The following is a 24249-nucleotide window of genomic DNA, read 5'->3' on the forward strand; positions in this document are numbered from 1 at the left end:
GCGCCAACCATGCATATCCTGTTCATCCTCAAGGACTTCAAGCCCGATGGCGGCCTGGAGCGTGTCCAGCAGCGCCTGGCCCGGCAGTTTCTCAAGGATGGCCAGCGGGTCAGTTACTTCGTCATGAACGGCGATACCGCGGACGACGAAGAAGCGGCCACCTTCAATGGTGGCGGCAATGGATTCTTCGGTCTGCTCAAGTCGATCGGAGTGCTGCGTCGCCTTATCCGCCGCGAGCGTGTGACCCACCTTATCGCCGCCAAGGAACAGGCCAACCTCTGCACCTGGTTTGCCACCCTGGGTCGCTCATGCAAGGTCATCTACGCCCGTCACGCGGCACTGGATTGCGGCGAGCAGAGAATAGGCCTCACTACCCTGCGCCTGCTCTATGGGTTGTACCTCTGCGGCAACGATCAGGTGGTGGCGGTATCCAAAGGCCTGCATCAGGCCCTCGCCGATCTGGTGCCCTGGGGTCGCCAGCGTATCCGTTATTGCCCCAATGCGGTGGTCACCGAACAACTGCTCAGCGCCGCGCAGACGCCCCTGCTCAGAGGGTTGCCGACCGAGTTCTGGTTGGCAGTGGGCCGGCTGGTGGAACCGAAGGGCTTCCATTTGCTGCTCGATGCCTATGCCATGGCCTTGAGCAGCGCCGCGCTGCCGGATCTGGTGATCATTGGCGATGGTCCGCAACTCGCCGCGCTGACATTGCAGGCAAACCACCTGGGCATCGAGGACCGTGTGCATTTCACTGGTTTCCTGAGCAATCCCTACCCATTGATCAGGCATGCACGACTGCTGATCCTGAGTTCCTTTCATGAAGGCTTGCCGACCGTCCTGATCGAGGCCCTGGCGCTGGGTACGCCCGTGCTGGCCTGCGACTGCGAGACCGGGCCCAGGGAGCTGCTTGATAACGGCCGACTCGGCCAACTGGTCAAGGTCAATGATGTACCGGCGCTGGCCGAAGGAATGCTGCGCAGCCTGGCCTCGCAAGACCAGGCTGCGCCAAACGCACAAGTGGCCGCTGATGCAGTCCGCCAGTACACCAGTCAATACGCCGCGCAGGCGTATTACCAGGTATGGAATCAATGAAAAAATTGCTGATTATTCTGCAGGACTTGGGCGGAGGCGGTGCCGAAAAAATGATGGCACGCCTCGCTGGAGCGCTGACTGATGCTGGCAATGACGTGACTTTACTGATGCTCACTGGCGCCGGCGTGAACTCGGCGCACCTCGACCCACGGGTAAAACAGGTCGAGTTGCACAGCGTGCGCAGCTCCAGGGCCGTGCCGGCGCTGGCACGTTTTCTTCGCCACAATCGCTTCGACGCGCTACTGGCCGCCCTCACCCACGTCAACGTCGTGGCCATCGCTGCCGCCGCGCTGTCAGGTACGCTGGCGCGCCTGCATGTCAGCGAGCGCAACGCGTTTTCCCATGACAAATATGTCAACCCTGCGTTGAAGGTGCGCACAGCGTATCTGCTGGCACCATTGCTGTATCGACTGATCCCTAATCCGGTGATCTGCGTCTCGCGCGGCGTCGCCCAGGATCTGATCGACACCACCATAACCCGCCCCCAGGATGTCACCATCGCCGACAATCCGGTGCTCGACAACGATTTTCGCGACAAGGCACCGGCGCGTCCAAACCACCGCTGGCTGCAGGAAAAGTCCACCCCGGTGATTGTCGCCGTGGGCCGCCTGGCGCGACAAAAAGGCTTTGACGTATTGATCGACGCCTTCGCCCGACTGCCCGATCCCAGTGCCCGATTGATCATTTTCGGCGAAGGCGCGCTCAGGGCCCAATTGCTCGAACAAGCGGTTGCTGTGGGCGTGGCCGACCGGTTCGATTTACCAGGCTATACCAGTGATCCGATGGCAGAAGTGGCGGCGGCCGATTGCTTTGTCCTGTCGTCGCGTTTCGAGGGCAGCCCCAACGCACTGGTCGAGGCCATGGCCACTGGCACTCCGGTGGTATCGACTCACTGCCCCTATGGGCCGCAAGAGATTCTCGATAATGGCGCGATCGCTCCGCTGGTGGCCGTCGACGACCCTGACGCGCTGGCGCAGGCCATCACGATGCAGCTGACGTTGCCGCGTGATGTAAATCGCCAGGCCCGCATCGATGCCGCCGCCCGTTTCGTGAGCGCTTGCGCGGCGAAAACTTATCTCGATGCGCTACTCGGGAGCCAGTCGTCATGAACACACTGGAAGTCAGGTACAGCACGCTGCGCAACGCCTTCACGCTGTTCGGTGTGCTGTTCTACATCCAGGTGATCGGATTTTTTTCCGGGCTGGCGGATACGTCAAATCTGGACTTGGCCGAAAAAGACCTCGAAGGCAACGCGGTCAATCAGATTTGCGGTCTGATCACCCTGCTGGTACCGCTGTTCTTCTTCATCCGCAACAAGGTCTTCCTCAGCAAAAGCTTTTACAGGAACAACGCCTTCTTGCTGGTGTTCATGCTCTGCCTGGCGGTATCGATCAGTTGGTCCCACGACCCGATGTTAAGTTTCAAACGTTTTGTGGCGCTGATCAGCGTGGTCTTCTTTGCGGGTTTCATCGCCTACAACTACAGCCTCGAGAAAATCGCCTTCATGCTCGGCTGTCTCATCGGCGCCGCTGCGTTGTTCGGCTTGATACTGGCGCTTGTCAGGCCCGATGTCGCCTTCATTAACGGCGGTGTTCGCGAGGGTGCATTCAAAGGGATTTTCCCGGATAAAAATGCCGGCGCCCGGATCAACGCGATCGCCATTTTGCTACTGCTGCCGATGATCCGTCAGGGCAATCCCTGGGCCATCATCTGCTCGTTGTTCTCGCTGATCGCGATTGCACTGGCCCAATCCGCCACCGCCACAGCACTGATTGTTGCCGGCACCGTGAGCTACTGGTACTTCCTCACGCTGATCCGTTTGCACATCAACCGTTCATGGCCCGCATTCCTCGGCACGACGATCGTCTATTTGCTGATCTGTTTCTTTCTCTACGGCAACTACACGCTGCTGCTGGAGCTGACCGGTCGCGATCCATCACTCACCGACCGCACGTTGATCTGGGACCTGCTCACACCGCTGATCGACGCCGAGTTCCTCAAGGGTTACGGCTTCGGCGCCTTCTGGTCCAGCCCCAGCGCCGAGGTCTTTATCAGCCGCTGGGGTTACATCGGTAATGCCCACAACGGCTACATCGAAACCTTGCTGAACGGCGGTATCGTTCAGTTGATAGCGCTGCTCCTCATGCTGATCGAGGCACTGCTAAAACACTATCGGGCCGTGATGGCGGACCAATCGGCACGGTTTCATGTCAGCGCGATGGTCATCGTCGGATCATTCATGCTCACCAACTATGTAGCGTATGTCGTGCCCAACTACCGCTCGGCGGAGTTTCTGGTGTTCTGCGTCCTGGCCCTGTCCTTTCGGCATCACCACGCGAAATACCCCGTGTTGTCAGCAGCAACCCTGCGTCAGCGTCCGTCCGGCGAGGCATTGCCGCGCGATTCAGCCAAGGCGTAACGAAAGGAGAAATAACCATGCCAGACCAAGCCCACCCTTCACCCAATACCGTGTGCGTCATAATCGCGATGTACAACGGCGCCGACAGCATTGAGCAAACACTGGCGTCCGTGGCCGGGCAAACGCGACTGCCCGATCACGTCATCGTCATCGACGATGGTTCCACCGATGATGGACCCCAACGGGTCAGGGACTTCGCGGCGCCGTTTCGCCTGACGCTGTTGCATCAAGCCAACGAAGGCCAGGCCAGCGCCCGCAACCACGGACTGCAGCACACTGAAGAGACTCTTGTGGCGTTTCTCGATGCCGATGACAGATGGTATCCGCGAAAGCTGGAGCAACAAGTGGCACTGTTTGAAGAACTGGATCGTCAGGGACGGCCGGTGGGGCTGATAGATTGCTACGTGCATAACGACTACAGCGATGGCAGGCGAATACTGGAAGACCGGCAAAAAAACGGTAGGCATTTCGACGATTTCATCCGCGCCAACGTCCTCAATGGCGTGTCCTCCGCGATGGTCAAACGCGACGTGATCATGCAACTCGGCGGCTTCAATGCCAGCCTGCGTTACTCCGAAGACCGCTTCATGTGGACCCGGATCGCCGAACACTGGGAGGTCCATACGGTGCCAGAGGTGCTGCTGCAGCGCATGGTCAACAGCGCCAACATGACCGCGCAACCGACACGGTACTACCCGTACAAGATCAAGTTCATCGAAGCGTTCCTCGCCCACTTTGGCGCGCAGCTCAGCAAGCAGCAACGGATCGATTTCGCGCTGGGCAGCCTCTCCGACTTTCTCGAACTGTTTTCCCGCAGAGGCGAGCACACCCAAGTGATCGGTGTGTACCGGCGAATGCTGGAGTATTCCTGGCAAGCGCTGATCTTCAGGAACGGCAAACCGACATTGCGCTTCCTCTATGCATGCGTCCAATCATTGCGCAAGGCACCTGCGTCCACCACCGCTCATTGAGCCGGCATCCGCCATGGCCAATCATCGTCTGGTTAAATTGATCTGGATTTTCACCGAGAAATTCGGCCTGATTTTCCTGTCGATGATTACCTTTGTCGCGTATGCCAGGCTGCTGTCGCCCACAGAGTTGGGTGTGGGCACGGTCATCATTGCCGTCGTCGAGTTGATCGGGATGATTTATTCCTCGGTTCTGGAAGACCCGCTGGTACGACTCGAACGACTGGAAGACAAACACATCGCCACAGCCTTCTGGGCGTCGGTACTCGTCAGCCTGCTGTCCATCGTCGTCATCTCGGGCGCGGTAACGCTGTACACACCCGACCCGGTGCTGCGATGGATGACGGCGGTGGCCTCGGTGAAAATCCTGTTCACCATGATGGCGCGGGTCTATGTGGCGCAAATGCGCCGTAGCGGCAACTTCAGGATGTTGGCGTCGCGCACGTTACTGGGCAAAGTGTGTGGTGGCGTAGGTGGCATCGCTGTCGCGCTTTGGGGGTTGGGGGCCTGGGCGGTCATTGCCCAGGTACTGATCATGGAGTTCGTGTCCATTGTCGTATTGATGCGTGCAGACCCGCGCCGCATTGCCTTTTGCATTGACGGCCCGCTCCTGCGCGAACTGTTGAAGGCCGGCGCACCGGTTGCCATCAACGCGCTGAGTTCGCAAACGCTACAGCGCGGGGTCACCGTCATCCTGGGCATGACGGCCGGTAGCAACGCGGTAGGCATGTTCAACATGGCGATGCGCATCATCGATCTGCCGCGCACGGCGATCTATCACGGCCTGATCAGCTATGCGCTGCCGGTGTTTGCCCGGCGCAGCGCCGATCCCTCGCGGTTGCGCGCGATCATCAGCGATTCGACCGCCGTCAGCGGCTTCCTGCTGACGCCCCTGTTCATCGGCATCGCACTCACGGCGCATGACCTGATCCTGTTGATCTTCGGCGCCAAATGGACCGAGGCCATTCCCCTGCTGCAAGTGCTTGCGTGCACGGCAGCCATCGGCAATACCGCCATGTACGCCACAACCGCACTGGTCGCGGTCAATTGCAGCCACCTGACCATCAAGGCCGAAGTGGCAACCTCCGTACTGGCACTGGCGCTGGTCTATAGCTTCGGCAGCCTTTATGGCGGCATGGCCGCCGCCCTCGCCCTGCTAGCCCGGATGGCGATCATCACGCCACTGCAAATCCGCGGATTGAACCGCGCAATCGGCTATGACTGGCGGCTGTTTTTCGAAACCAACTATCGCAGCGTGGTTGCCTCGTTGGTCATGGCTGCGATCGTCCTGATGGTTTCTTCCCGATTGAGTGTTCAAGGCTACCTGCACCTGTTCTGCAGCATCGTGGTTGGCGCGCTGAGCTATGCCGTGGCGTACAGCGTGATGCATCCGCGCTGGCTGCAAGAATTCAAATCGGTTTTCACCACCCGCTGAGAGGACGCACCCGACAACCTTTCTCCTACCCGGACCACATTCTCCTGACTCGCGCAATTTCCTTGTGACAGGAACGCCTCATCATGCACAAAACCACGTTGATTACCGGCGGGGCCGGATACATCGGCTCGCATACCACCCTGACCCTGATTGACGCCGGTCAACAGGTGCTGGTCCTCGATAACTTGTGTAACAGCTGCCGCGAATCGCTCGCGCGCCTGGAGTATCTGACTCGCAAGCGAGTCGACTTCATTGAAGGTGATATCCGCGATAACCACCTGCTCGATGATATCTTCAGCCGCTACGACATCGATGCCGTGGTGCACTTTGCCGGTCTCAAATCCGTGGAGGAAAGCATTCGAAAGCCGCTCGACTATTACGCCAACAATGTCATTGGTACGCTCAATCTTTGCCATGCGATGGCCCGATTCGAGGTCTTCAAACTGGTGTTCAGCTCATCGGCCACCGTGTATGGCATTCCCCGACAGATACCGCTCATTGAAGATCTGGGCACAGGCAAACCGATCAATCCCTATGGTCGCACCAAGCTGCTGATCGAAGAGTTGCTCACCGACTTGTGCCTGTCCGATCCGCAGTGGAGCATTGCGGTGCTGCGCTACTTCAACCCGATTGGTGCTCACGATAGCGGGCTGATCGGGGAAAACCCCAATGGCAAGCCCAACAATCTGCTGCCTTGCCTGACACGAGTCGCGATGAGGCAAATGCCCGAACTCACCGTATACGGCAGCGACTATCCCACCGTCGACGGAACGTGCGTGCGCGATTACGTCCATGTGGTCGACCTTGCCGAAGGCCATCTCAAAGCGTTGCGGGCGTTGCAGAACAGAAACGGTATCCACGTCTGGAACCTGGGAACAGGCATTGGCCACAGCGTGCTGCAAATCATCCGCAGCTTCGAGGACATTACCGGTATTACCATCCCGTTCCGGTTCGCGCCGCGCCGTGTCGGCGATATCGCCGAATGCTGGGCCGACCCCACCAAGGCAGGGCGTGATCTGGGCTGGTACGCACAGCGCGACCTGATGCAGATGATCATCGACACTTGGCGATGGCAAATGTGTAATCCGCACGGATACCGCTCCCAACCCGGATTGGCCGCATCGATTGTGTTAAAGCAATGGGTATGAGCAGGTACATCCTTTTGGCAGCCCTGGTATCGGTTGTGTGCTACGCGTCGGGGGGCACTCCCCCGCCGCTGGCCAACGGCCTGGTGCTGTGGCTCGATGCTGCCGATGCTTCAAAAATGACCTTCGATGCCCAGAACCACCTCCTGCGGTGGCACGACAAGTCCGGCAAATCCAATGACGTTACCGTAGACGATGCCGCAGGCGCCGCACTTCCGCTGCGTGTGGAGGACGCCATGAATGGCCATTCGGTGGTGCGTTTGAGTGGCTCGTCAGCGTTCCTTGGCAAGACAATTCGTGCCGCAAAAGGCCCCATGACCTTATTGATCGTGTCACGCAGAGTGAACGGGCAAAGCGGCGGCGAGACCTGGCAGCGGCTGTTCAGCTCGCGCCCGTGGATCGCTGAAAACGACAACGTGGCACCGAATTTCGCGATCAGCGTGCAACAGCCCACCGCCTACGATCCAACCCTGTTTGTTCTGGAACTCAACGACGTACCTATAGGCCCGTTTGCGGTGGGGCGCAATGTGGTCGGTAGCACTGAAGACTTGCGTGGCGACATCGCGGAAGTGTTGGTGTATGACCGTCACCTGGCCTCTCTGGAGGAACGGCAGCGCGTGTTTCAGTATCTGGCGCAAAAGTGGTCCCTCGCTATCCCCAAGGCTGCCAATTCCTGGACCCGTATCGGCCCCCTGGACGCTGTACCGCAGCGGATCAATGCCGAACTGCCGTTGTCCGATCAGGCCAATGTCGGCCAATGGAGGGTGGACAGCCAATTTTCCGACGACTTCAACGGTGCGACCCTTAACACCAGTCGCTGGCACGTCAACAATGCTATGGGCACCGAATCGCTCGGGCGTAAACCGGCGCTGTTCACGCCGAACAATGCCTACCTGAGTGATGGCAATCTGAACATCGTTTTCCGCAAGGAAAACGTGCCGCAAAAGTACGTTCGGCTGGGTTACCAAGGCTATAGCTCGGCGATGGTCCGCACGATCGAGCGCAGTTTTTACGGCTACTACGAAGCCCGCGCCAAACCCATGGAATCGGCGGGTTCCAGCGCCTTCTGGCTAGCGTGGACGGGGCTTGCCGACAATGCCACGGAGATCGACATATTCGAGATCGGCGGCAAGACCAAGGGCGCCGCCTTCGACCGCCTATACAACATGAACGCCCATGTCTGGGCCACGCCACAGAGCACCGCCCACCTCAGCGACGGCAGCAGCTGGATCGCCCCGTGGCGCCTGGCCAGCGACTTTCATGTCTACGGTTTTGACTGGCAACCCGACACCTTGCGCTGGTACGTAGACGGCGTCCTGGTGCGAGAGGCCAAGAACACCCACTGGTTCTTCCCGATGCAAATCAACTTTGACAGCGAGGCCATGTGGAATTGGTTCGGCGTTGTCGACGACGCCGATCTGCCCTCCACTTTCAGCGTGGACTACCTCAAGGTGTGGCGGCGCGGTCGATAGCCGGGTCTTGATCCAGCGTCTTTGAATTTGATCCTTCCCCTTCCATCCTTGCTCAGCGGCAGATTCACTACATCAGCCATCGGATTCGGCCAAGGGATGAAGCCGATGGTTATTCGTGTTGCTCAGCGGACAAACGCCATCGGGCAGCACATGGGTGCCGGTCAGGCGTTTCGCCGCTACAATGCGCACCTTGACCGTGACAAGCCAGACTAAAAAAACATGTCCCTACCCAAGCATCACCTGGAATTGCTCAGCCCCGCCCGCGACGTGGCCATCGCCCGCGAGGCCATCCTGCATGGCGCCGACGCGGTGTACATCGGCGGCCCGAGCTTCGGCGCCCGCCACAACGCCTGTAACGAGGTGAGCGATATCGCCCAATTGGTGGAATTCGCCCGTCGCTATCACGCGCGGGTGTTCACCACCATCAACACAATCCTGCATGACAACGAGCTGGAGCCGGCGCGCAAGCTGATCCACCAGTTGTATGACGCTGGCGTCGATGCGCTGATCGTCCAGGACCTGGGCGTGATGGAGCTGGACATTCCGCCGATCGAGCTGCACGCCAGCACCCAGACCGACATCCGCACCCTGGCGCGGGCAAAGTTCCTCGATCAGGCCGGTTTCTCGCAGCTGGTACTGGCCCGCGAGCTGAACCTCCAGGAGATCCGCGCGATTGCCGACGAGACCGACGCGGCCATCGAGTTTTTCATCCATGGCGCGCTGTGCGTGGCGTTCTCCGGCCAGTGCAACATCTCCCATGCGCAGACCGGCCGTAGCGCCAACCGTGGCGACTGCTCCCAGGCCTGCCGCCTGCCCTACACCCTCAAGGACGAAAAAGGCGGTGTGATCGCCTACGAAAAACACCTGCTGTCGATGAAGGACAATAACCAGAGCGCCAACATCCGCGCGCTGGTGGAAGCCGGTGTACGCTCGTTCAAGATCGAGGGGCGCTACAAGGACATGGGCTATGTGAAGAACATCACCGCCTACTATCGCCAGCGCCTGGACGACGTCCTCGAAGACCGTCCGGACCTGGCTCGCGCTTCCAGCGGCCGCACCGCGCACTTCTTCCTGCCCGATCCGGACAAGACTTTCCATCGCGGCAGCACCGACTACTTCGTCAGCGAGCGCAAGATCGATATCGGCGCCTTCGACTCGCCGACCTTCACCGGCCTGCCGGTGGGCGTGGTGGAGAAAGTCGGCAAGCGCGACCTGCTGGTGGTCACCCACGAACCGCTGTCCAACGGCGACGGCCTCAATGTGCTGGTCAAGCGCGAGGTGGTGGGCTGGCGTACCAACATCGCCGAGCCGAAAGGCGAGTTCGAAGAGGACGGTGAAAAGCGCTACCGCTACCGTGTCGAGCCCAACGAAATGCCGAAGGGGCTGCACCAGTTGCGGCCGAATCACCCGCTGAGCCGCAACCTCGACCACAACTGGCAGCAAGCCCTGCTCAAGACCTCCGCCGAGCGCCGGGTGGGTCTGGCCTGGGTCGCTCGCCTGCGTGAGGATCGCCTGGAACTGACCGCCACCAGCGAGGAAGGTGTCAGCGCCAATGTCGCCCTCGACGGTCCATTCGGCCTGGCCAACAAGCCGGAACAGGCCCTGGAGCAACTGCACGACTTGCTCGGCCAGTTGGGCACCACGCAATACCACGCCACGGATATCAAGCTGGATGCACCGCAGGCGTATTTCATCCCGAACTCGCAGCTCAAGGCTTTGCGCCGCGAAGTCATCGAAGCGCTGACCGCGGCCCGCATCGAAGCCCACCCACGGGGTGGTCGCAAGGCCGAGACCAATCCACCACCGGTGTACCCGGAGTCCCACCTGTCGTTCCTGGCCAACGTCTACAACCAGAAAGCCCGCGACTTCTATCACCGTCACGGCGTCAAGCTGATCGACGCGGCCTATGAGGCTCACGAGGAGACCGGCGAGGTGCCGGTGATGATCACCAAGCACTGCCTGCGCTTCTCCTTCAACCTCTGCCCCAAGCAGGCCAAGGGCGTCACCGGCGTGCGCACCAAGGTCGCGCCGATGCAGCTGGTGCACGGTGACGAGGTATTGACGTTGAAGTTCGACTGCAAGCCTTGCGAGATGCACGTGATCGGCAAGATGAAGGGGCACATCCTTGGTCTGCCGCAACCGGGCAGCGTGCAGCAGGTTGTCGGGCACATCAGCCCTGAAGACCTGCTCAAGACCATCCCTCGCGCGCCCCACTGAGTGACGGGCGAGCGCGCCGCCACGGCGTCGCGCTCGCTGTTCACTTAATCCGTAATGCGATCTGTAGCAGCTGCCGAAGCCTGCGTTCGGCTGCGCAGCAGTCGTAAAATCAGGCACTGCGGTCCGTCAGGCGCACCGTGCATTCAGGGTTTACGACTGCTTCGCAGCCTCGCGAGCTCGGCAGCTGCTACAAGGAATGCGTCGCGGCTGAAATTGCTTAAGTGAACAGCATTACACCAAGAGGGGTATTTAACCGACACAAAAAAACGCCAGGCCGAATCGGCACTGGCGTTTCTCGTAAACACGACCATCCTGGACTCGCGCAATACTGCCGGCTGAGTCATATCTGGATAGGTGTAAGGAAAATGGCAGGGGCGGCTGGATTCGAACCAACGCATGGCAGGATCAAAACCTGCTGCCTTACCGCTTGGCGACGCCCCTGTAGCTGTTGCGATGAGTGCCTGGCACTCTCTTTCTGAATGTGCAGCTTGCGAGCAATATCGAGCTGCTGCGTCCCTACGCTGCAAGCCCCGTAAGGGCCTCTGCAAGAACGCGCGGAAATTTATCAACTTTCGCTGCATCTGGGAAGCCCAAAAACAAACTAATTTGTTTTAAAACAGAGATTTACTGTTGATCCAGGCTATTCGGGATATCCGGAGGGTGCCATGGCAGCCGTTACCGATACGCTGAAGCTGTTTCTCACCGGCGATGTCATGACCGCCCGAGGCATCGACGCAGTGCTGCCGCATCCTGGCGATCCACGGCTTTACGAAGACTACGTCAAGAAAGCCGGCGATTACGTCCGGTTGGCAGAACGACACAATGGCCCGATTCCCCGCCCGGTCGATTTCACCTATATCTGGGGCGTTGCGCTGGATGAGTTCGAACTTCGCCAGCCACACGCACGCATCATCAACCTGGAAACAGCGGTGTCCCGCCGCGGACGACCGGAGCCAAAGGGCATCAATTACCGCATGAGCCCGGAGAACTTCCCGGCCATCAGTGCCGCCGACATCGATTGCTGCGTGCTGGCCAACAACCATGTGTTGGACTGGGGCGTGCCTGGCCTGGCCGATACGCTGGCCACCCTGGCGAACAACGGCATGTGCAGTGCCGGCGCCGGGCTCAACCGACAATCTGCCGAAGCGCCCGCCGTGCTGCCGTTGTCTGGCGGACAGCGCTTGCTGGTGTTTGGCCTCGGCGCTCCCGACAGCGGCATTCCACCGCAGTGGGCCGCCACGGATAGCCGCGCGGGCGTCGCGCGGCTGGAAGATCTGTCGATGCAAAGCCTGCGCCCTGTGGCCGAACGGATTCTCAAGTACAAAAATCCGGGGGATCGGGTGCTGGCCTCCATTCATTGGGGCGGCAACTGGGGGTTCGAGATCCCGCAGGAGCAGGTCCGGTTCGCCCATGCCCTGATCGATGAGGCCGGAGTTGACGTGGTGCATGGCCATTCCTCGCACCACGTCAAAGGCATCGAGGTGTACCGCGAGCGCCTGATTCTCTATGGCTGCGGGGATCTGCTGAACGATTACGAAGGCATCGAGGGCCACGCAGATTATCGCGGCGACCTGGGGCTTCTGTACTTTGTCTCGCTGGCCCCGGACGGACGCCTGGAGACGCTGGAGTTGATACCCACTCGCCTGCAGCGCTTTCGCCTCTGTCACGCCGAAGGGGATGACCGTCAATGGCTGCAAGACACCCTTTCTCGCGAGTGCAAACGCTTGGGCAGCAGCCTCCAGACGGGCGCGCAAAATGCCTTCGAGTTGCGTTGGTAGGCTTTTTCATTTCTGCGTCGCTTTTGCATTTCTGTGCGACAGATCGCACTTCAGGTACTCCCGTACTACTCCCTCTTGGTGTTAGTTTGGAAAAGTTTCTGACTAATCAATCAGATATTTCCTACCAACCACCTGCAAAGGAATGCCCCCAGCAATGGACTTTTCACTTAAGCAACTGGCCGCGACAACCCTGATGCTGGCCAGCCTTTCGTCGTTCACCACCTCAGCGCACGCCAACATTACCCCGCAACAGAGCGCGACCATCCTCAAGACCTTCAGCGATGCATCGGTAACGGATTTCAGGCAGTTCCTGGAACGCCTGGCCAAGAGCGAGCTTGCCAAAACCGGCAACCTCGGCCCGGCAATCAGTGCTTTCCAGGGCAACAAGCCCCTTTCCGCTGAACAGCAGAACGAGATTCATCGCCTGCTTGGCCTCTATGCGCGGGTGAAGTACGGCAACGCTGCTACCGAGACCTTGCGCGAACTGGTGGCCATCCCGACCTTCCGCGTGGACGGCGTGGCCCAACACGACAACCCTGAATTCATCAAGATCGGCGACAAGCTCAAGGGCCTGGCCCAGGCCTTCAACCTGAACTTTCGCAATATCGACAACCGAGTCTATGAAATATCCCTCGAAGGGGCTGGCGACGAAATCGTGGGCATTCACGCACATGCCGATGTGGTGCCCGTGACGCCGGAGAACTGGGTCTTGAAAGACGGCACCCGCCTCGACCCGTTCAAGGTCACCCTGGTCGGCGACCGTATGTATGGCCGAGGCACCGAGGATGACAAAAACGGCATCGTGGTCGCGCTCTACGCCATGAAGATCATCAAGGAAGAGAAGCTGCCGCTGGCTCGCCATTTCAAGCTGCTGGTAGACACCACCGAGGAAACCACCGGCGACGCCATCCCCTATTACTTCGAACACAACCCGACACCCAACTACAACCTGGCGCTGGATGGCGGCTACCCGGTGGTGATTGCCGAGAAAGGCTATGGCACCGTCATGGCGAACTTTGCCCTGCGGAGCGCTCAGGGCAAGGGCGTCGAAATCACCTCAATGACGGGCGGCCTGGCAACCAACCAGATTCCGTCAACGTCGGTCGCTACCCTTGTGACTGACAAGCCCGCCGAACTGGCCGCCAGCCTGCAGAAGGCAGGTAGCGATTATGCCAAGCGCAATGGCGGCAACTTCGAGGTGACCGCCAAGGTCGTCGGCAAGGACGTCAAGCTCACGGTCACCGGCGTTTCCGCCCACTCCTCCGAGCCCGAGTCAGGCATCAATCCGGTGGCACGGATGCTGGGCTTCATCAACAGCCTCGACGGCAAGGTCGCGCTCAAGCGCAACCACATTACCGACGCCGCCCGTTATGCCGTCGACAACTGGGGACTGGACTACCTGGGCGGCAAGTTGGGGGTCGGTTTTTCCGATGCCTTCATGGGGCCGCTGACCACCTCCCTGACCTATGTCGGGATGGATGAAAAAGCCTTCAAGCTTGCGGTCAACCTGCGCGTGCCGAAGGGCAAGTCCCCGGAAGCGCTCAAGGCTGAAATAGCCGAAAGGCTGGGTGCCTGGAGCAAGAAGACTCACATTGCAGTGGCTTTCGACTACAAGATCGCCGAGCCGATGTACCGCAACCCCGAAGGTGAATGGGTCAAGGCACTGTTGGCGGTGGCCAGCGAGAACCTTGGCATGGAACACAAGTTCGGTACCTCAGCCGGCGCCACTTCGGTCCATGAGCTGCCCAACGGTGTGCAGTTCGGCTTGGCAAGGCCCGAGCTCAAATACACCGGCCACAACGACAACGAGTTCAAGACCGTCGACCAGTTCCTGCTGGACCTGCAGATCGTGACCGAGATGATGGGTCGCATCGGGCAGTTGCCGACACTCTGATCCCCCTTCCGGACCCGTCATACTGGCGGGTCCATCGTTTTTATCGTCTTGCCATGAACCGGCGGTTATCGCATAACTGACCTATTCTGAATCAACCGACAAGAAGTCAAACCCCACCTGATGTACCCGGACTCTTTACAGCAATGGAGGCTAGGCGATGAAGGAGCAATCGATTGAGTTCCGCCCTGGAGAGGGACACTTTGAAGAGGGGCACTCTGCGCTCCTCGCCATGACCCACGCCACCCAATCTTCCACGACCAATAGCCGCATCGAGCTCTACACCCAGGAGTCGATGGTCAACTGGTTAGGCCCGTTTCAGCTCATGCGCACGGGCATGCAATCGGCCGCGGCCACCACCATGGGTGCCTTCGCAGACCCACGCGATGTGTTGGCCATGCTCAACCCCCGGGACTCTAACCCGCCCATCCAGGTGGCTGCCGACGGTGACGTGTGGATCGACTATCTGGCGGATACCGGCGATGGCTGGGACTCCACCTATTCCATGGCGCTGTGCGTCAGCCAGGATGTCAAGTTGCCGAAGCTCACGCTGCCGCGCGGCGACGTGCTGCTGCTCGGCGGCGATCAGGTCTACCCTACACCGGCCCAATCCGGCTATCGCACCCGCTTCCTCGATCCCTTCCGCGCTGCCTTTCCCGCGCCGGTCCCCAAGGTACGCCCGAATGAGCAGGACCAGCCCGTGCCGCAGCCAGGTGCACCGTGGATAGTGGCGACGCCCGGCAACCACGATTGGTATGACGGCCTGCGCGGGTTCTCCCAACTGTTTTGCGAGCAGAAGCCCATCGGCGGCTGGGAAACCCGTCAACACACCAGTTACTACGTGCTGCAGCTGCCCAATGGCTGGTGGATCTGGGGCCTGGACCTGCAATTGGAGTCGATGATCGACCGACAGCAGAAGCAGTACTTCGAAGAGATGCGCGCCAAACTGCAGCCAGGCGACCGCGTGATCCTCTGTACACCCGAGCCGAGCTGGGTGGATGAGGCCGAACGACTCGCACGCGTGGGGCGCAAGACCCTGCCCTCGATCGAGACCCAGACCCTGCGCTTCAGCAGTCTGCGCGAGATCGAACAGCTCTTGGGTGACCACTTGGCGGTGGTCCTGGCCGGAGACTCGCACCACTACGCGCGCTACCAGCCAAAAGCCGGCAGCCAGGCACCGCAACGCATCACCTGCGGAGGCGGTGGCGCCTTCCTGCATGGCACTCATCAACTTCCAGATCCGCCGGAGCCGATCAGCGTCGGCGGAACGCCGCAGCACTACGAGCTGGCGGCAACCTACCCGGATAAAAAAACCTCCGAGCAGCTGCGTAACCGGGCATGGCGGCTACCCACCCACAACCTCTCGTTCTGCGGCATGCTGGCGATCTTGTACTTGCTGTTCGACTGGATGGTAGAAAGCGCCAGCAAGGTGCCCCATCCGGCGCGCGATAATCGCAGCCTGGTCGAGGTATTGTCTGGCCTCGAAGCCTCTATTCCCAACCTGCGCGAGGTATGGCGACAGCTGGTCCTGGTCCTGGCACACAGTCCTTCGTCGGTGATGCTCGCCGTGACCATTGTGCTGGGCTGCGCAGTGCTCTCAGCCGCCGGGGTCAAACGCACCCGAAAGCTTGCCTATGGCGTCGGGGCCGTTCACGGGTTGCTTCACCTGGGACTGGCGATCGGGCTGCTGTGGCTCATGGGCCGTATCAACATCCACTACTTGCAGTTCGAGGTAGAAAACCTGCTCCAGGTCTTGTTGTTCCTGGTGGGGACACTGGTGCTCGGTGGTAGTTTGGGAGGCCTGCTATTCGGTGCCTGGATGGTCATGGCCAACACTTTATGGGGGCTACATAGCGAAGTGGTTTTTTCCTCGCAACGCATCGCCGACCACAAATGCTTTCTGCGCATGCACTTCAACGGCGACCAACTCACCATCTACCCGCTCAAACTGGAGAAGGTCTGCCGGCGCTGGTCCGTGGCGTCGGGAGTCGCCAAACTGGCGAAGGTGCAGCGCACCTGGAGGTTGCGGGCAACGCCTGAAAGCACTGGCCCGCGCTTCGTACCGGCCTCGGGCGAGCTCGAACTGCGGCTGATCGAGCAGCCCATCGTGATTCGGCGGGGAGGAACCAGCTCATGAGTTCGCCTGCCTCCATGAACAAGGATTAGATTTGAATGACGCTGGCGGCATACCCGTGTCATTGCGTGATCCCGGCCGACCGAGCTGACTCAAACTCAGCTCGGCGCGCCCACGGTTAACGCCTGGGCGGCCTTAGAACGCCGCCGTCTTGTGCTCATTCACAAACGTAATATGCGACGCTACTCCTTCGCGCCCTCCTCCCCTTTCCCCTCCCAAGTAGTCTGAAACTCCCACTCCGCGTGGGAGTTTCGGACGATGCGCATTCCCCGGCGCTTCTCCATAGTTGCGACCAAAGGTCAACGGTCAGGCCTCGATGACCGCAATTGCTCTGGAGAAAGTCATGGCTACCGGCGAGCAAAATTCATCGCTAACGGGCGATCCGACCCCCCTATACATTCCGACCCTCGACTCAGTGGTCAACGCTCTCAGCGTTGTGACCTCTGGCGCGAGCGTTACGCTGGACGAAACGGCCGGGTTGCAAAACAGCACCGCCACGCCAAGCCCCGCGGGAGACGCTGACGACAATGACATTTTGCTGGCCTCCCTGCCCTCGACTTTCTCTACCCGTTTGACCGCACTGGGGGCAGGTACCGCAATGGGTGCGGCCTTGAGTGGCTATACCGGCGCCGTGGGCAATACCGGCAGCAATGCGTTCAGCGTCAGCGCTGACCCCGGAGCAACCATTACCAACGTCAGCTTCGTCGACAGCACTGGCGCACTGCTCAATGGTGTGGACAGCGGACTGGACACCCTCGATGGCACCAGCATCCTTCTCTATACGGATACGAGCAACGACAACATCCTGGTGGGCCGAGCCGGGAGCGCAACCGGCGCAATCGTGTTCGCAGCCTATATCGAAGAAACCGGGTCGCCGCTGTCGGGCGGCAAGATCTGGACCGTGGAGTACCAACCGCTCAAGCATCCAGATGCGACGAACCCCGACGATGCGGTCAATCTGCTGAACAAGGTGTTCATCGGCGCCGGTCAGGACGCGGAATTCAGTCTGGACAAAGCGCCGTCGGGCCAGCAGTTGTTCCTGATGTTCACGACCGCGGGCGCGACGGCCGATGCGAACGGTCGGATTCCCGGTGTCTCGATCGTCGTCACCGGCAGGGATCCACTGGATCAGTCGGCAAGCAGTGCTGCCATCACCAGCGCCGACACGGTCAACAGCAGCCAGGGCGGCGGCAGCACAACCCTGGGCACCAACAACCAGGCGATCACCGAACAGGAAGGCCTGCGCTTCAGCTTCGTCACCGGTGCCAAGGCGGACTTCACAGTCCCCAACCTGAGCCCGGGCGAAGCGGGTGTCGAACAGAACATCGACTTCACCCAGTACTTCGGCGCCCGCTCCGCGACCTTCAAGATCGTGCAGGAGACCGGCGGCACCACCGCGAAGCTCTTGCTCACCGCCGTCAAGAACGCCGACAACGTCAGCGGGTCGCAGAGCGGTGTCAACTTCGTCAACAGCTACGCCAACGACAGCACCGAAAAGGTCGCGATCATCAACGGCAGTGTCACCGTCAAGACGTTCGCGGGCGCCACCGTCAGCGGCGCCGTCATCACCTACAACGCCGACGGCACGGTGCTGATCACCGGTGTTCCGACCGACTCGCAGATCACCTACAGCACGGCGACCGACCACAACCGCGTGATGATCGAGAACGCCGGGTTGCTGACCGACAAGAACGGCGACAAGACGCATGCTGACTTCGACATTGGCGGCTTCAAGGTGCTGCAGTCCAGCACCTCAACCGCCGAAATCGGCTCCAAGATGATCTTCGAGGATGATGGGCCGAGCATCAGCACCACCGGCACGGAACCGACCCTGACGGTGGACGAAACGGTACTGGCGACCAACGATACCAAGAGCTTTGCCGCCAACTTCACCTCGGCGTTTGGCGCTGACGGTGCGGGCACGCTGACCTATGCCCTGGGCGTGGTCGCGGGTGGCTCCGGGCTGACCGACACGGCCACCGGTGAGGCAGTCAACCTGTCGCTCAACGGCACCGTGGTCGAAGGTCGCACGGCCACCAGCAACCTGCTGGTGTTCACCGTCAGCGTCGCCGCCAATGGCGACGTCACCCTCGACCAGATCCGCGCCGTGGTGCATCCCGACGCGACCAATCCCGATGATTCGAAGACCCTGACCTCGGACAGCCTGGTGACGCTGACGGCGACCAAGACCGATGGGGACGGCGACAGCGTCCATGCCACCCTCAATATCGGGCAGAACCTGGTGTTCAAGGATGACGCCCCCAGCATCAGCACCACCGGCACCGAGCCAACGCTGACAGTCGACGAAACGGTACTGGCGACCAACGATACCAAGAGCTTCGCCGCCAACTTCAGTTCGGCGTTTGGCGCCGACGGTGCGGGTACGCTGACCTACGCACTGGGCGTGGTGGTGGGTGCCTCCGGGCTGACCGATACGGCCACCGGTGAGGCAGTGAACTTGTCGGTTAACGGCGGCGTGGTGGAAGGCCGCACGGCCACCACCAACCTGCTGGTGTTCACCGCTAGCGTCGCCGCCAACGGTGAGGTCACCCTCGACCAGATCCGCGCCGTGGTGCATCCCAACACCAGCAATCCCGATGATTCGAAGACCCTGACCGCGGACAATCTGGTGACCCTGACGGCAACCATCACCGACAAGGACGGCGACAGCGCCCAGGCAAGCCTGAACATCGGACAAAACCTGGTATTCAAGGACGACGGTCCGAGTATCAGCACCACCGGCACGGAGCCTACGTTGACGGTGGACGAAACGGTGCTGGCAACCAACGATACCAAGAGCTTTGCCGCCAACTTCAGTTCGGCGTTTGGCGCCGACGGTGCGGGCACGTTGACCTATGCGCTGGGCGTGGTGGTGGGGGCCTCCGGGCTGACCGACACGGCCAGCGGCCAGGCGGTGAACCTGTCGCTCAACGGCGGCGTGGTCGAAGGCCGCACGGCCACCAGCAACTTGCTGGTGTTCACGGCCAGCGTCGCCGCCAATGGCGACGTCACCCTCGACCAACTCCGCGCGGTGGTGCATCCCAACGCCAGCAATCCCGATGATTCGACGACGCTGTCGGCGGACAACCTGGTGACGCTGATAGCGACCAAGACCGATGGGGACGGCGACAGCGCCCAGGCCACCCTGAACATCGGCCAGAACCTGGTGTTCAAGGACGATGGCCCTACACTTGCCTTCGGCAACCTGATCGGGACCGGTAGCATCCTTCCACAACAAGGGTACTGGGATCATTCAAACGGAGCCGACGGGCTGGGGGCAACCGGGCTGGATATTTCGTTGGTGAATAACCAGTTCACCCTCGTCCGGCCAGACAACACGACCACCACCGGGACCGGCACGCTCACCGAGCAGTCGCCCTCACCGGACGTCAATGGCGCCTACCATTTCGCAGGCACGTTGACCGGTGATTTCGACAACAACGCCGCCACCGCGAATACCAGCGTCGACTACACGCTGACCGCCTATACCAATGGCACCTATACACTGGATCTGGTGCAAGGCTTCAGTTCGCAGATCGTGCTGAGCAGTGCCGACGGCTCACTCAGTGCCGGCGGCCCGGATCCAGTGCGCACATTGTTGATCCCACCGCAGAATCCGCCGACCATTCCTTCGCCATCCGAGGAGATTGTGTTCTTTTCCGCGAAGGCGACGGCGTCGACTTCGGACATCCTGACCGGCATCGGGGTCGGGAAACCCGACCCCACCGAAGCCCAGCTACAGACCACCCCCCTGCCCTCGTACATCGACCCGGCTGCCATGAACGTCAGCACGTCCGGCATCGGCGTCGGCAATAACATTCTCCAGGGAGACAACCTGGTGGCCATCAGCGCTGCCGATGAAAGTTTCGTGATCAATCCGGAGACCCTGCTGGCGGGCATGAAGATCTTCATCGATAACTCCGTGGGAGGTTACAACACGGCAACCGAAGACCTGTACTACAGGGCCTACTACGAGGATGGCACGTTCTCGAACCTGATCGAGGTGAACACCGTGACACCGGAGGCCGGCGGACAGGTGTCCTTCCTCGTTCAGCAACAAGGCACGAAGTTGATTGACGCGGTTCAGCTCACGATGGGCCGAGGCGATGTCAAGATCCCGGTGATCGAGTTCATTCAGCCGACCGAAAGCCTGGCCAGCGATATCAAGCTGGCATTCAACGCGACGCTGACGGACAAGGATGGGGACTCGGCGACGAGTGGTTTCGACGCCAACCTGTTCGCCAACGACTTGGGCGCCACCTTCGACTTCACGCTGGTGGGCACAAGCGGTGAGCGGGATGCCTTCAACGTCGATTTGTCACTCACCCAGAACAAGTACCAGATCACCGGCTTCGATGCGAGCGCAGGGCTGCGCGACACGCTGGTGCTCAACGGCGACCAGAGCGCCGTTGTGCAGTCGATCGACAACAGCGGTGCCAACAGCGTCGTGACGATTGCCGAAACGGGCGGACAAATCACGACCATCACCTTGGTCGGGGTTGATGTTCTGAATACCGACATTGTCCATGGCAGCGCCTGAGGCAGCGCGTGCGCGTAAAAGAATGCGAGGGTGGCGAAAACCACCCTCGCATTGTTTTTGCAGTGCCAAAATGAGATCGGCACGGATCGAATTCGCTGTGGGCTCTCAAACACCACAAGGCTTAAACACGGCAGAAAACAACGAGAACGACATGCAGCAGGCCACCAACGAGGACAGCTAGGCCGAAACTCCTATCCCGCATGGGAGTATCGGCCAATGTTCAATCTCCAGCGCTTAGTCATAGTTGTAGAGGTCAATGGTCAGGCCTCGATGACCGTAATTGCTCAGGAGAACGTCATGACTATTCGCGAGCAAAACTCATCGCTAACGAGCGATCCGACCTCCCTCAACTTAACGTCGATTACAGCCAACGCCCTGAGCGTGACGCCCGGCGCAAACGTTACGCTGGACGAAACGGCCGGGCTGCAGAACCTCACCGCCACGCCAAGCCCCGCGGGAGACGCTGACGACAACGACATTCTGCTGGCGTCTCTGCCCTCGGCCTTCTCTACCCGTTTGACCGCACTGGGTGCAGGTACCGCAACGGGTGCGGCCTTGAGCGGCTATACAGGTGCCGCGGGCAACACCGGCAGCAATGCATTCACCCTCACCAACGCGTCCGGGGTTACCGATATCCGCTTCGTCGACAGCACTGGCGCACCGCTCAATGGCCTGGATAGCGGACTGGATACCCTCGATGGCACCAGCATCCTTCTCTATACGGATACGAGCAATAATAACATCGTGGTGGGCCGCGCCGGGGGCCCAGCCGGCGCGATAGTGTTCGCTGGCTATATCGAAGAAACCGGATCACCGGTCTCGGGCGGCAAGATCTGGACCGTGGAGTACCAACCGCTCAAGCATCCAGATGCAACGAACCCCGATGATTCGCTCAATCTGCAGGATAAGGTGTTCATCGGAGTCACTCAGGACCTGGGATTCAGCCTGGCCGGTGCGCCCTCCGGTCAGAACCTCTTCCTGATGTTCACGAAAGCGAACCCGACCGTTGTCAATGATGGTGGTGTCATGCGGATCACCGATCCCACCATCATCGCCACCGGCAAGGACCCCGCAGACGAGTCAAGCGGCGCCAAGATAAACACTGGCGACACGATCAATACCAGCCAGGGCGGTGGGCCGACCACCATCGGTACCAACAACCAGATGATTACGGAACAGGAAGGCATCCGCTTTTCGTTCGTCACCGGTGCCCGGCAGGATGTGACCGTTCCCAACCTCAGTCAGACCGAAGCCGATGTTGAGTCCAACATCGACTTTACCAGCGTCTACAACACGACATCGGCCAATTTCGACATCGTGCAGTTGCAAAGCGGCAAGAGTGCCGTGGTAAAAGTCAGCGCATTCAACACCGCAGCTGAACCTGGCGCGAATTTCGTCAACGGCTATGCGAATGACACGCCGGTTGCCATCACCAATGTTCAAGTCATCAACAATAGTACCGGGCTGGTGATCGAAAATTCCGACGGTTCGGTGAATGATCCGACCATCACCATCAGCATCACGGGTGGGGTTGCGACCATTACCGGCGTTAAAGCCGGCTACCAGATTGAATACACCACGACATCGGATCACAACCGCGTGCTCGTCGAGAACGGCGCGGCCCTCGACGCCAGAGGCGATAACCACGCCGATTTTGATATCGGCGGCTTCTCGCTGCGCCAAGCCTCTAGCGCGACCGCCGAAATCGGCTCCAAGATGATCTTCGAAGACGACGGGCCGAGCGTCAGTGCGACCGGAACGGAACCCACGCTGACGGTCGATGAAACAGTACTGACCACCGACGCCACCCAGAACTTTGCCGCCAACTTCAGCTCGGCGTTTGGCGCCGATGGCGCGGGCACATTGACCTATGCCCTAGGCGTAGTAGCAGGCGGTTCCGGGCTGACGGATACGGCCACCGGTGAGGCCGTCAACCTATCGCTCAACGGCACCGTGGTCGAAGGCCGCACCGCCATCACCAACCTGCTGGTGTTCACTGTCAGTGTCGCCGCCAACGGTGACGTCACCCTCGACCAGATCCGCGCCGTGGTGCATCCCGACGCGACCAATCCGGATGATTCGAAGACGCTGACCTCGGACAATCTGGTGACCCTGACGGCCACCATCACCGACAAGGACGGCGACAGTGCCCATGCCACGCTGAACATCGGGCAGAACCTGGTGTTCAAGGATGACGGGCCAAGCATCAGCAGCACCGGCACGGAGCCAACCCTGACGGTTGACGAAACGGTACTGACCACCGACGCCACCCAGAACTTCGCCGCCAACTTCAGCTCGGCGTTTGGCGCTGATGGCGCGGGCACATTGACCTATGCCCTAGGCGTAGTAGCAGGCGGTTCCGGGCTGACGGATACGGCCACCGGTGAAGCCGTCAACCTGTCGCTCAACGGCACCGTGGTCGAAGGCCGCACCGCCATCACCAACCTGCTGGTGTTCACTGTCAGTGTGGCCGCCAACGGTGACGTCACTCTCGACCAGCAACGGGCCGTAGTACATCCAGACCCAACCAATCCGGACGATTCGACCAGTCTGACCTCGGACAACCTGGTGACGCTGACCGCCACCATCACCGACAAGGACGGCGACAGTGCCCATGCCACGCTGAACATCGGGCAGAACCTGGTGTTCAAGGACGACGGACCGAGCATCAGCAGCACTGGCACGGAGCCAACCCTGACGGTCGATGAAACGGTACTGACCACCGACGCCACCCAGAGCTTCGCGGCTAACTTCAGCTCGGCATTTGGCGCTGACGGTGCGGGCACGCTGACTTATGCGCTGGGCGTGGTAGCCGGTGCCTCCGGACTGACCGATACGGCCACCGGTGAGGCCGTCAACCTGTCGCTCAACGGCACCGTGGTCGAAGGCCGCACCGCCACCACCAACCTGCTGGTGTTCACCGTCAGTGTCGCCGCCAACGGTGACGTCACTCTCGACCAGCAACGGGCCGTAGTACATCCAGACCCAACCAATCCGGACGATTCGACCAGTCTGACCTCGGACAATCTGGTGACCCTGACCGCAACCATCACCGACAAGGATGGCGACAGCGCTCATACGACCCTGAATATTGGACAGAACCTGGTGTTCAAGGACGACGGACCGAGCATCAGCACCACTGGCACGGAGCCAACCCTGAC

13 protein-coding genes and 1 tRNA gene are annotated in these 24249 nt (G+C 60.4%); 13 read left to right on the top strand and 1 reads right to left on the bottom strand.

Annotation, left to right across the window (positions count from 1 at the left end; all coding sequences use genetic code 11):
• The first annotated feature begins 9 nt into the window (after positions 1 to 9).
• The 8 genes from AC1DQM_RS04400 (at position 10) to AC1DQM_RS04435 (ending at position 10745) form a co-directional block, all read left to right on the top strand.
• Positions 10 to 1089: a glycosyltransferase gene (locus AC1DQM_RS04400; protein WP_111453159.1), complete on the top strand. Its 1080-nt coding sequence runs from the start codon at positions 10 to 12 to the stop codon at positions 1087 to 1089.
• Positions 1086 to 2198, top strand: coding sequence for a glycosyltransferase (locus AC1DQM_RS04405; protein ID WP_230139038.1), 1113 nt, complete (start codon positions 1086 to 1088; stop codon positions 2196 to 2198). The genes AC1DQM_RS04400 and AC1DQM_RS04405 overlap by 4 nt, the downstream gene beginning before the upstream one ends.
• Complete coding sequence (locus AC1DQM_RS04410; protein ID WP_192350254.1) at positions 2195 to 3508, top strand: O-antigen ligase family protein; 1314 nt, start codon at positions 2195 to 2197, stop codon at positions 3506 to 3508. Before AC1DQM_RS04405 ends, AC1DQM_RS04410 begins: the two co-directional genes overlap by 4 nt.
• A gap of 17 nt (positions 3509 to 3525) precedes the next feature.
• Positions 3526 to 4479 (top strand): glycosyltransferase family 2 protein, encoded by a 954-nt coding sequence (locus AC1DQM_RS04415; protein ID WP_230139037.1) that lies wholly within the window; start codon positions 3526 to 3528, stop codon positions 4477 to 4479.
• Between the two features lie 13 nt (positions 4480 to 4492).
• On the top strand, positions 4493 to 5911 hold the full coding sequence (locus AC1DQM_RS04420; RefSeq protein WP_230139036.1) for an oligosaccharide flippase family protein: 1419 nt from the start codon (positions 4493 to 4495) through the stop codon (positions 5909 to 5911).
• 83 nt (positions 5912 to 5994) lie between these two features.
• Positions 5995 to 7059, top strand: a complete 1065-nt coding sequence (gene galE, locus AC1DQM_RS04425; protein ID WP_096480326.1) for a UDP-glucose 4-epimerase GalE — start codon at positions 5995 to 5997, stop codon at positions 7057 to 7059.
• Complete coding sequence (locus AC1DQM_RS04430; protein WP_230139035.1) at positions 7056 to 8528, top strand: family 16 glycosylhydrolase; 1473 nt, start codon at positions 7056 to 7058, stop codon at positions 8526 to 8528. The genes galE and AC1DQM_RS04430 overlap by 4 nt, the downstream gene beginning before the upstream one ends.
• A 219-nt stretch (positions 8529 to 8747) precedes the next feature.
• Positions 8748 to 10745 (top strand): peptidase U32 family protein, encoded by a 1998-nt coding sequence (locus AC1DQM_RS04435; protein WP_018928889.1) that lies wholly within the window; start codon positions 8748 to 8750, stop codon positions 10743 to 10745.
• A gap of 366 nt (positions 10746 to 11111) precedes the next feature.
• Here the strand turns inward: AC1DQM_RS04435 and AC1DQM_RS04440 are convergent.
• Positions 11112 to 11186, bottom strand: a tRNA-Gln gene (locus AC1DQM_RS04440).
• Positions 11187 to 11410: 224 nt separating this feature from the next.
• Between AC1DQM_RS04440 and AC1DQM_RS04445 the strand changes: the two genes are divergently transcribed.
• The 5 genes from AC1DQM_RS04445 to AC1DQM_RS04465 all read left to right on the top strand — a co-directional run.
• On the top strand, positions 11411 to 12523 hold the full coding sequence (locus AC1DQM_RS04445; protein WP_230139034.1) for a CapA family protein: 1113 nt from the start codon (positions 11411 to 11413) through the stop codon (positions 12521 to 12523).
• Positions 12524 to 12677: 154 nt separating this feature from the next.
• Entirely contained in the window at positions 12678 to 14417 is a 1740-nt protein-coding gene (locus AC1DQM_RS04450) for a dipeptidase (protein WP_230139033.1), read from the top strand.
• 157 nt (positions 14418 to 14574) lie between these two features.
• Positions 14575 to 16551, top strand: a complete 1977-nt coding sequence (locus AC1DQM_RS04455) for a metallophosphoesterase (RefSeq protein WP_230139032.1) — start codon at positions 14575 to 14577, stop codon at positions 16549 to 16551.
• 340 nt (positions 16552 to 16891) lie between these two features.
• Complete coding sequence (locus tag AC1DQM_RS04460) at positions 16892 to 21088, top strand: DUF5801 repeats-in-toxin domain-containing protein (protein WP_230139057.1); 4197 nt, start codon at positions 16892 to 16894, stop codon at positions 21086 to 21088.
• A 297-nt stretch (positions 21089 to 21385) separates the two neighbouring features.
• On the top strand, positions 21386 to 24249 hold a 2864-nt coding region (locus AC1DQM_RS04465; protein WP_477745876.1), incomplete at its 3' end, for a DUF5801 repeats-in-toxin domain-containing protein.

The sequence above is a fragment of the Pseudomonas sp. 01L34 genome (assembly GCF_056400265.1).

Coding starts and splice junctions, on each gene's coding strand:
- AC1DQM_RS04400 (WP_111453159.1), top strand. CDS start 10: ATGCATATCCTGTTCATCCTCAAGGACTTCAAGCCCGATGGCGGCCTG.
- AC1DQM_RS04405 (WP_230139038.1), top strand. CDS start 1,086: ATGAAAAAATTGCTGATTATTCTGCAGGACTTGGGCGGAGGCGGTGCC.
- AC1DQM_RS04410 (WP_192350254.1), top strand. CDS start 2,195: ATGAACACACTGGAAGTCAGGTACAGCACGCTGCGCAACGCCTTCACG.
- AC1DQM_RS04415 (WP_230139037.1), top strand. CDS start 3,526: ATGCCAGACCAAGCCCACCCTTCACCCAATACCGTGTGCGTCATAATC.
- AC1DQM_RS04420 (WP_230139036.1), top strand. CDS start 4,493: ATGGCCAATCATCGTCTGGTTAAATTGATCTGGATTTTCACCGAGAAA.
- galE (WP_096480326.1), top strand. CDS start 5,995: ATGCACAAAACCACGTTGATTACCGGCGGGGCCGGATACATCGGCTCG.
- AC1DQM_RS04430 (WP_230139035.1), top strand. CDS start 7,056: ATGAGCAGGTACATCCTTTTGGCAGCCCTGGTATCGGTTGTGTGCTAC.
- AC1DQM_RS04435 (WP_018928889.1), top strand. CDS start 8,748: ATGTCCCTACCCAAGCATCACCTGGAATTGCTCAGCCCCGCCCGCGAC.
- AC1DQM_RS04445 (WP_230139034.1), top strand. CDS start 11,411: ATGGCAGCCGTTACCGATACGCTGAAGCTGTTTCTCACCGGCGATGTC.
- AC1DQM_RS04450 (WP_230139033.1), top strand. CDS start 12,678: ATGGACTTTTCACTTAAGCAACTGGCCGCGACAACCCTGATGCTGGCC.
- AC1DQM_RS04455 (WP_230139032.1), top strand. CDS start 14,575: ATGAAGGAGCAATCGATTGAGTTCCGCCCTGGAGAGGGACACTTTGAA.
- AC1DQM_RS04460 (WP_230139057.1), top strand. CDS start 16,892: ATGGCTACCGGCGAGCAAAATTCATCGCTAACGGGCGATCCGACCCCC.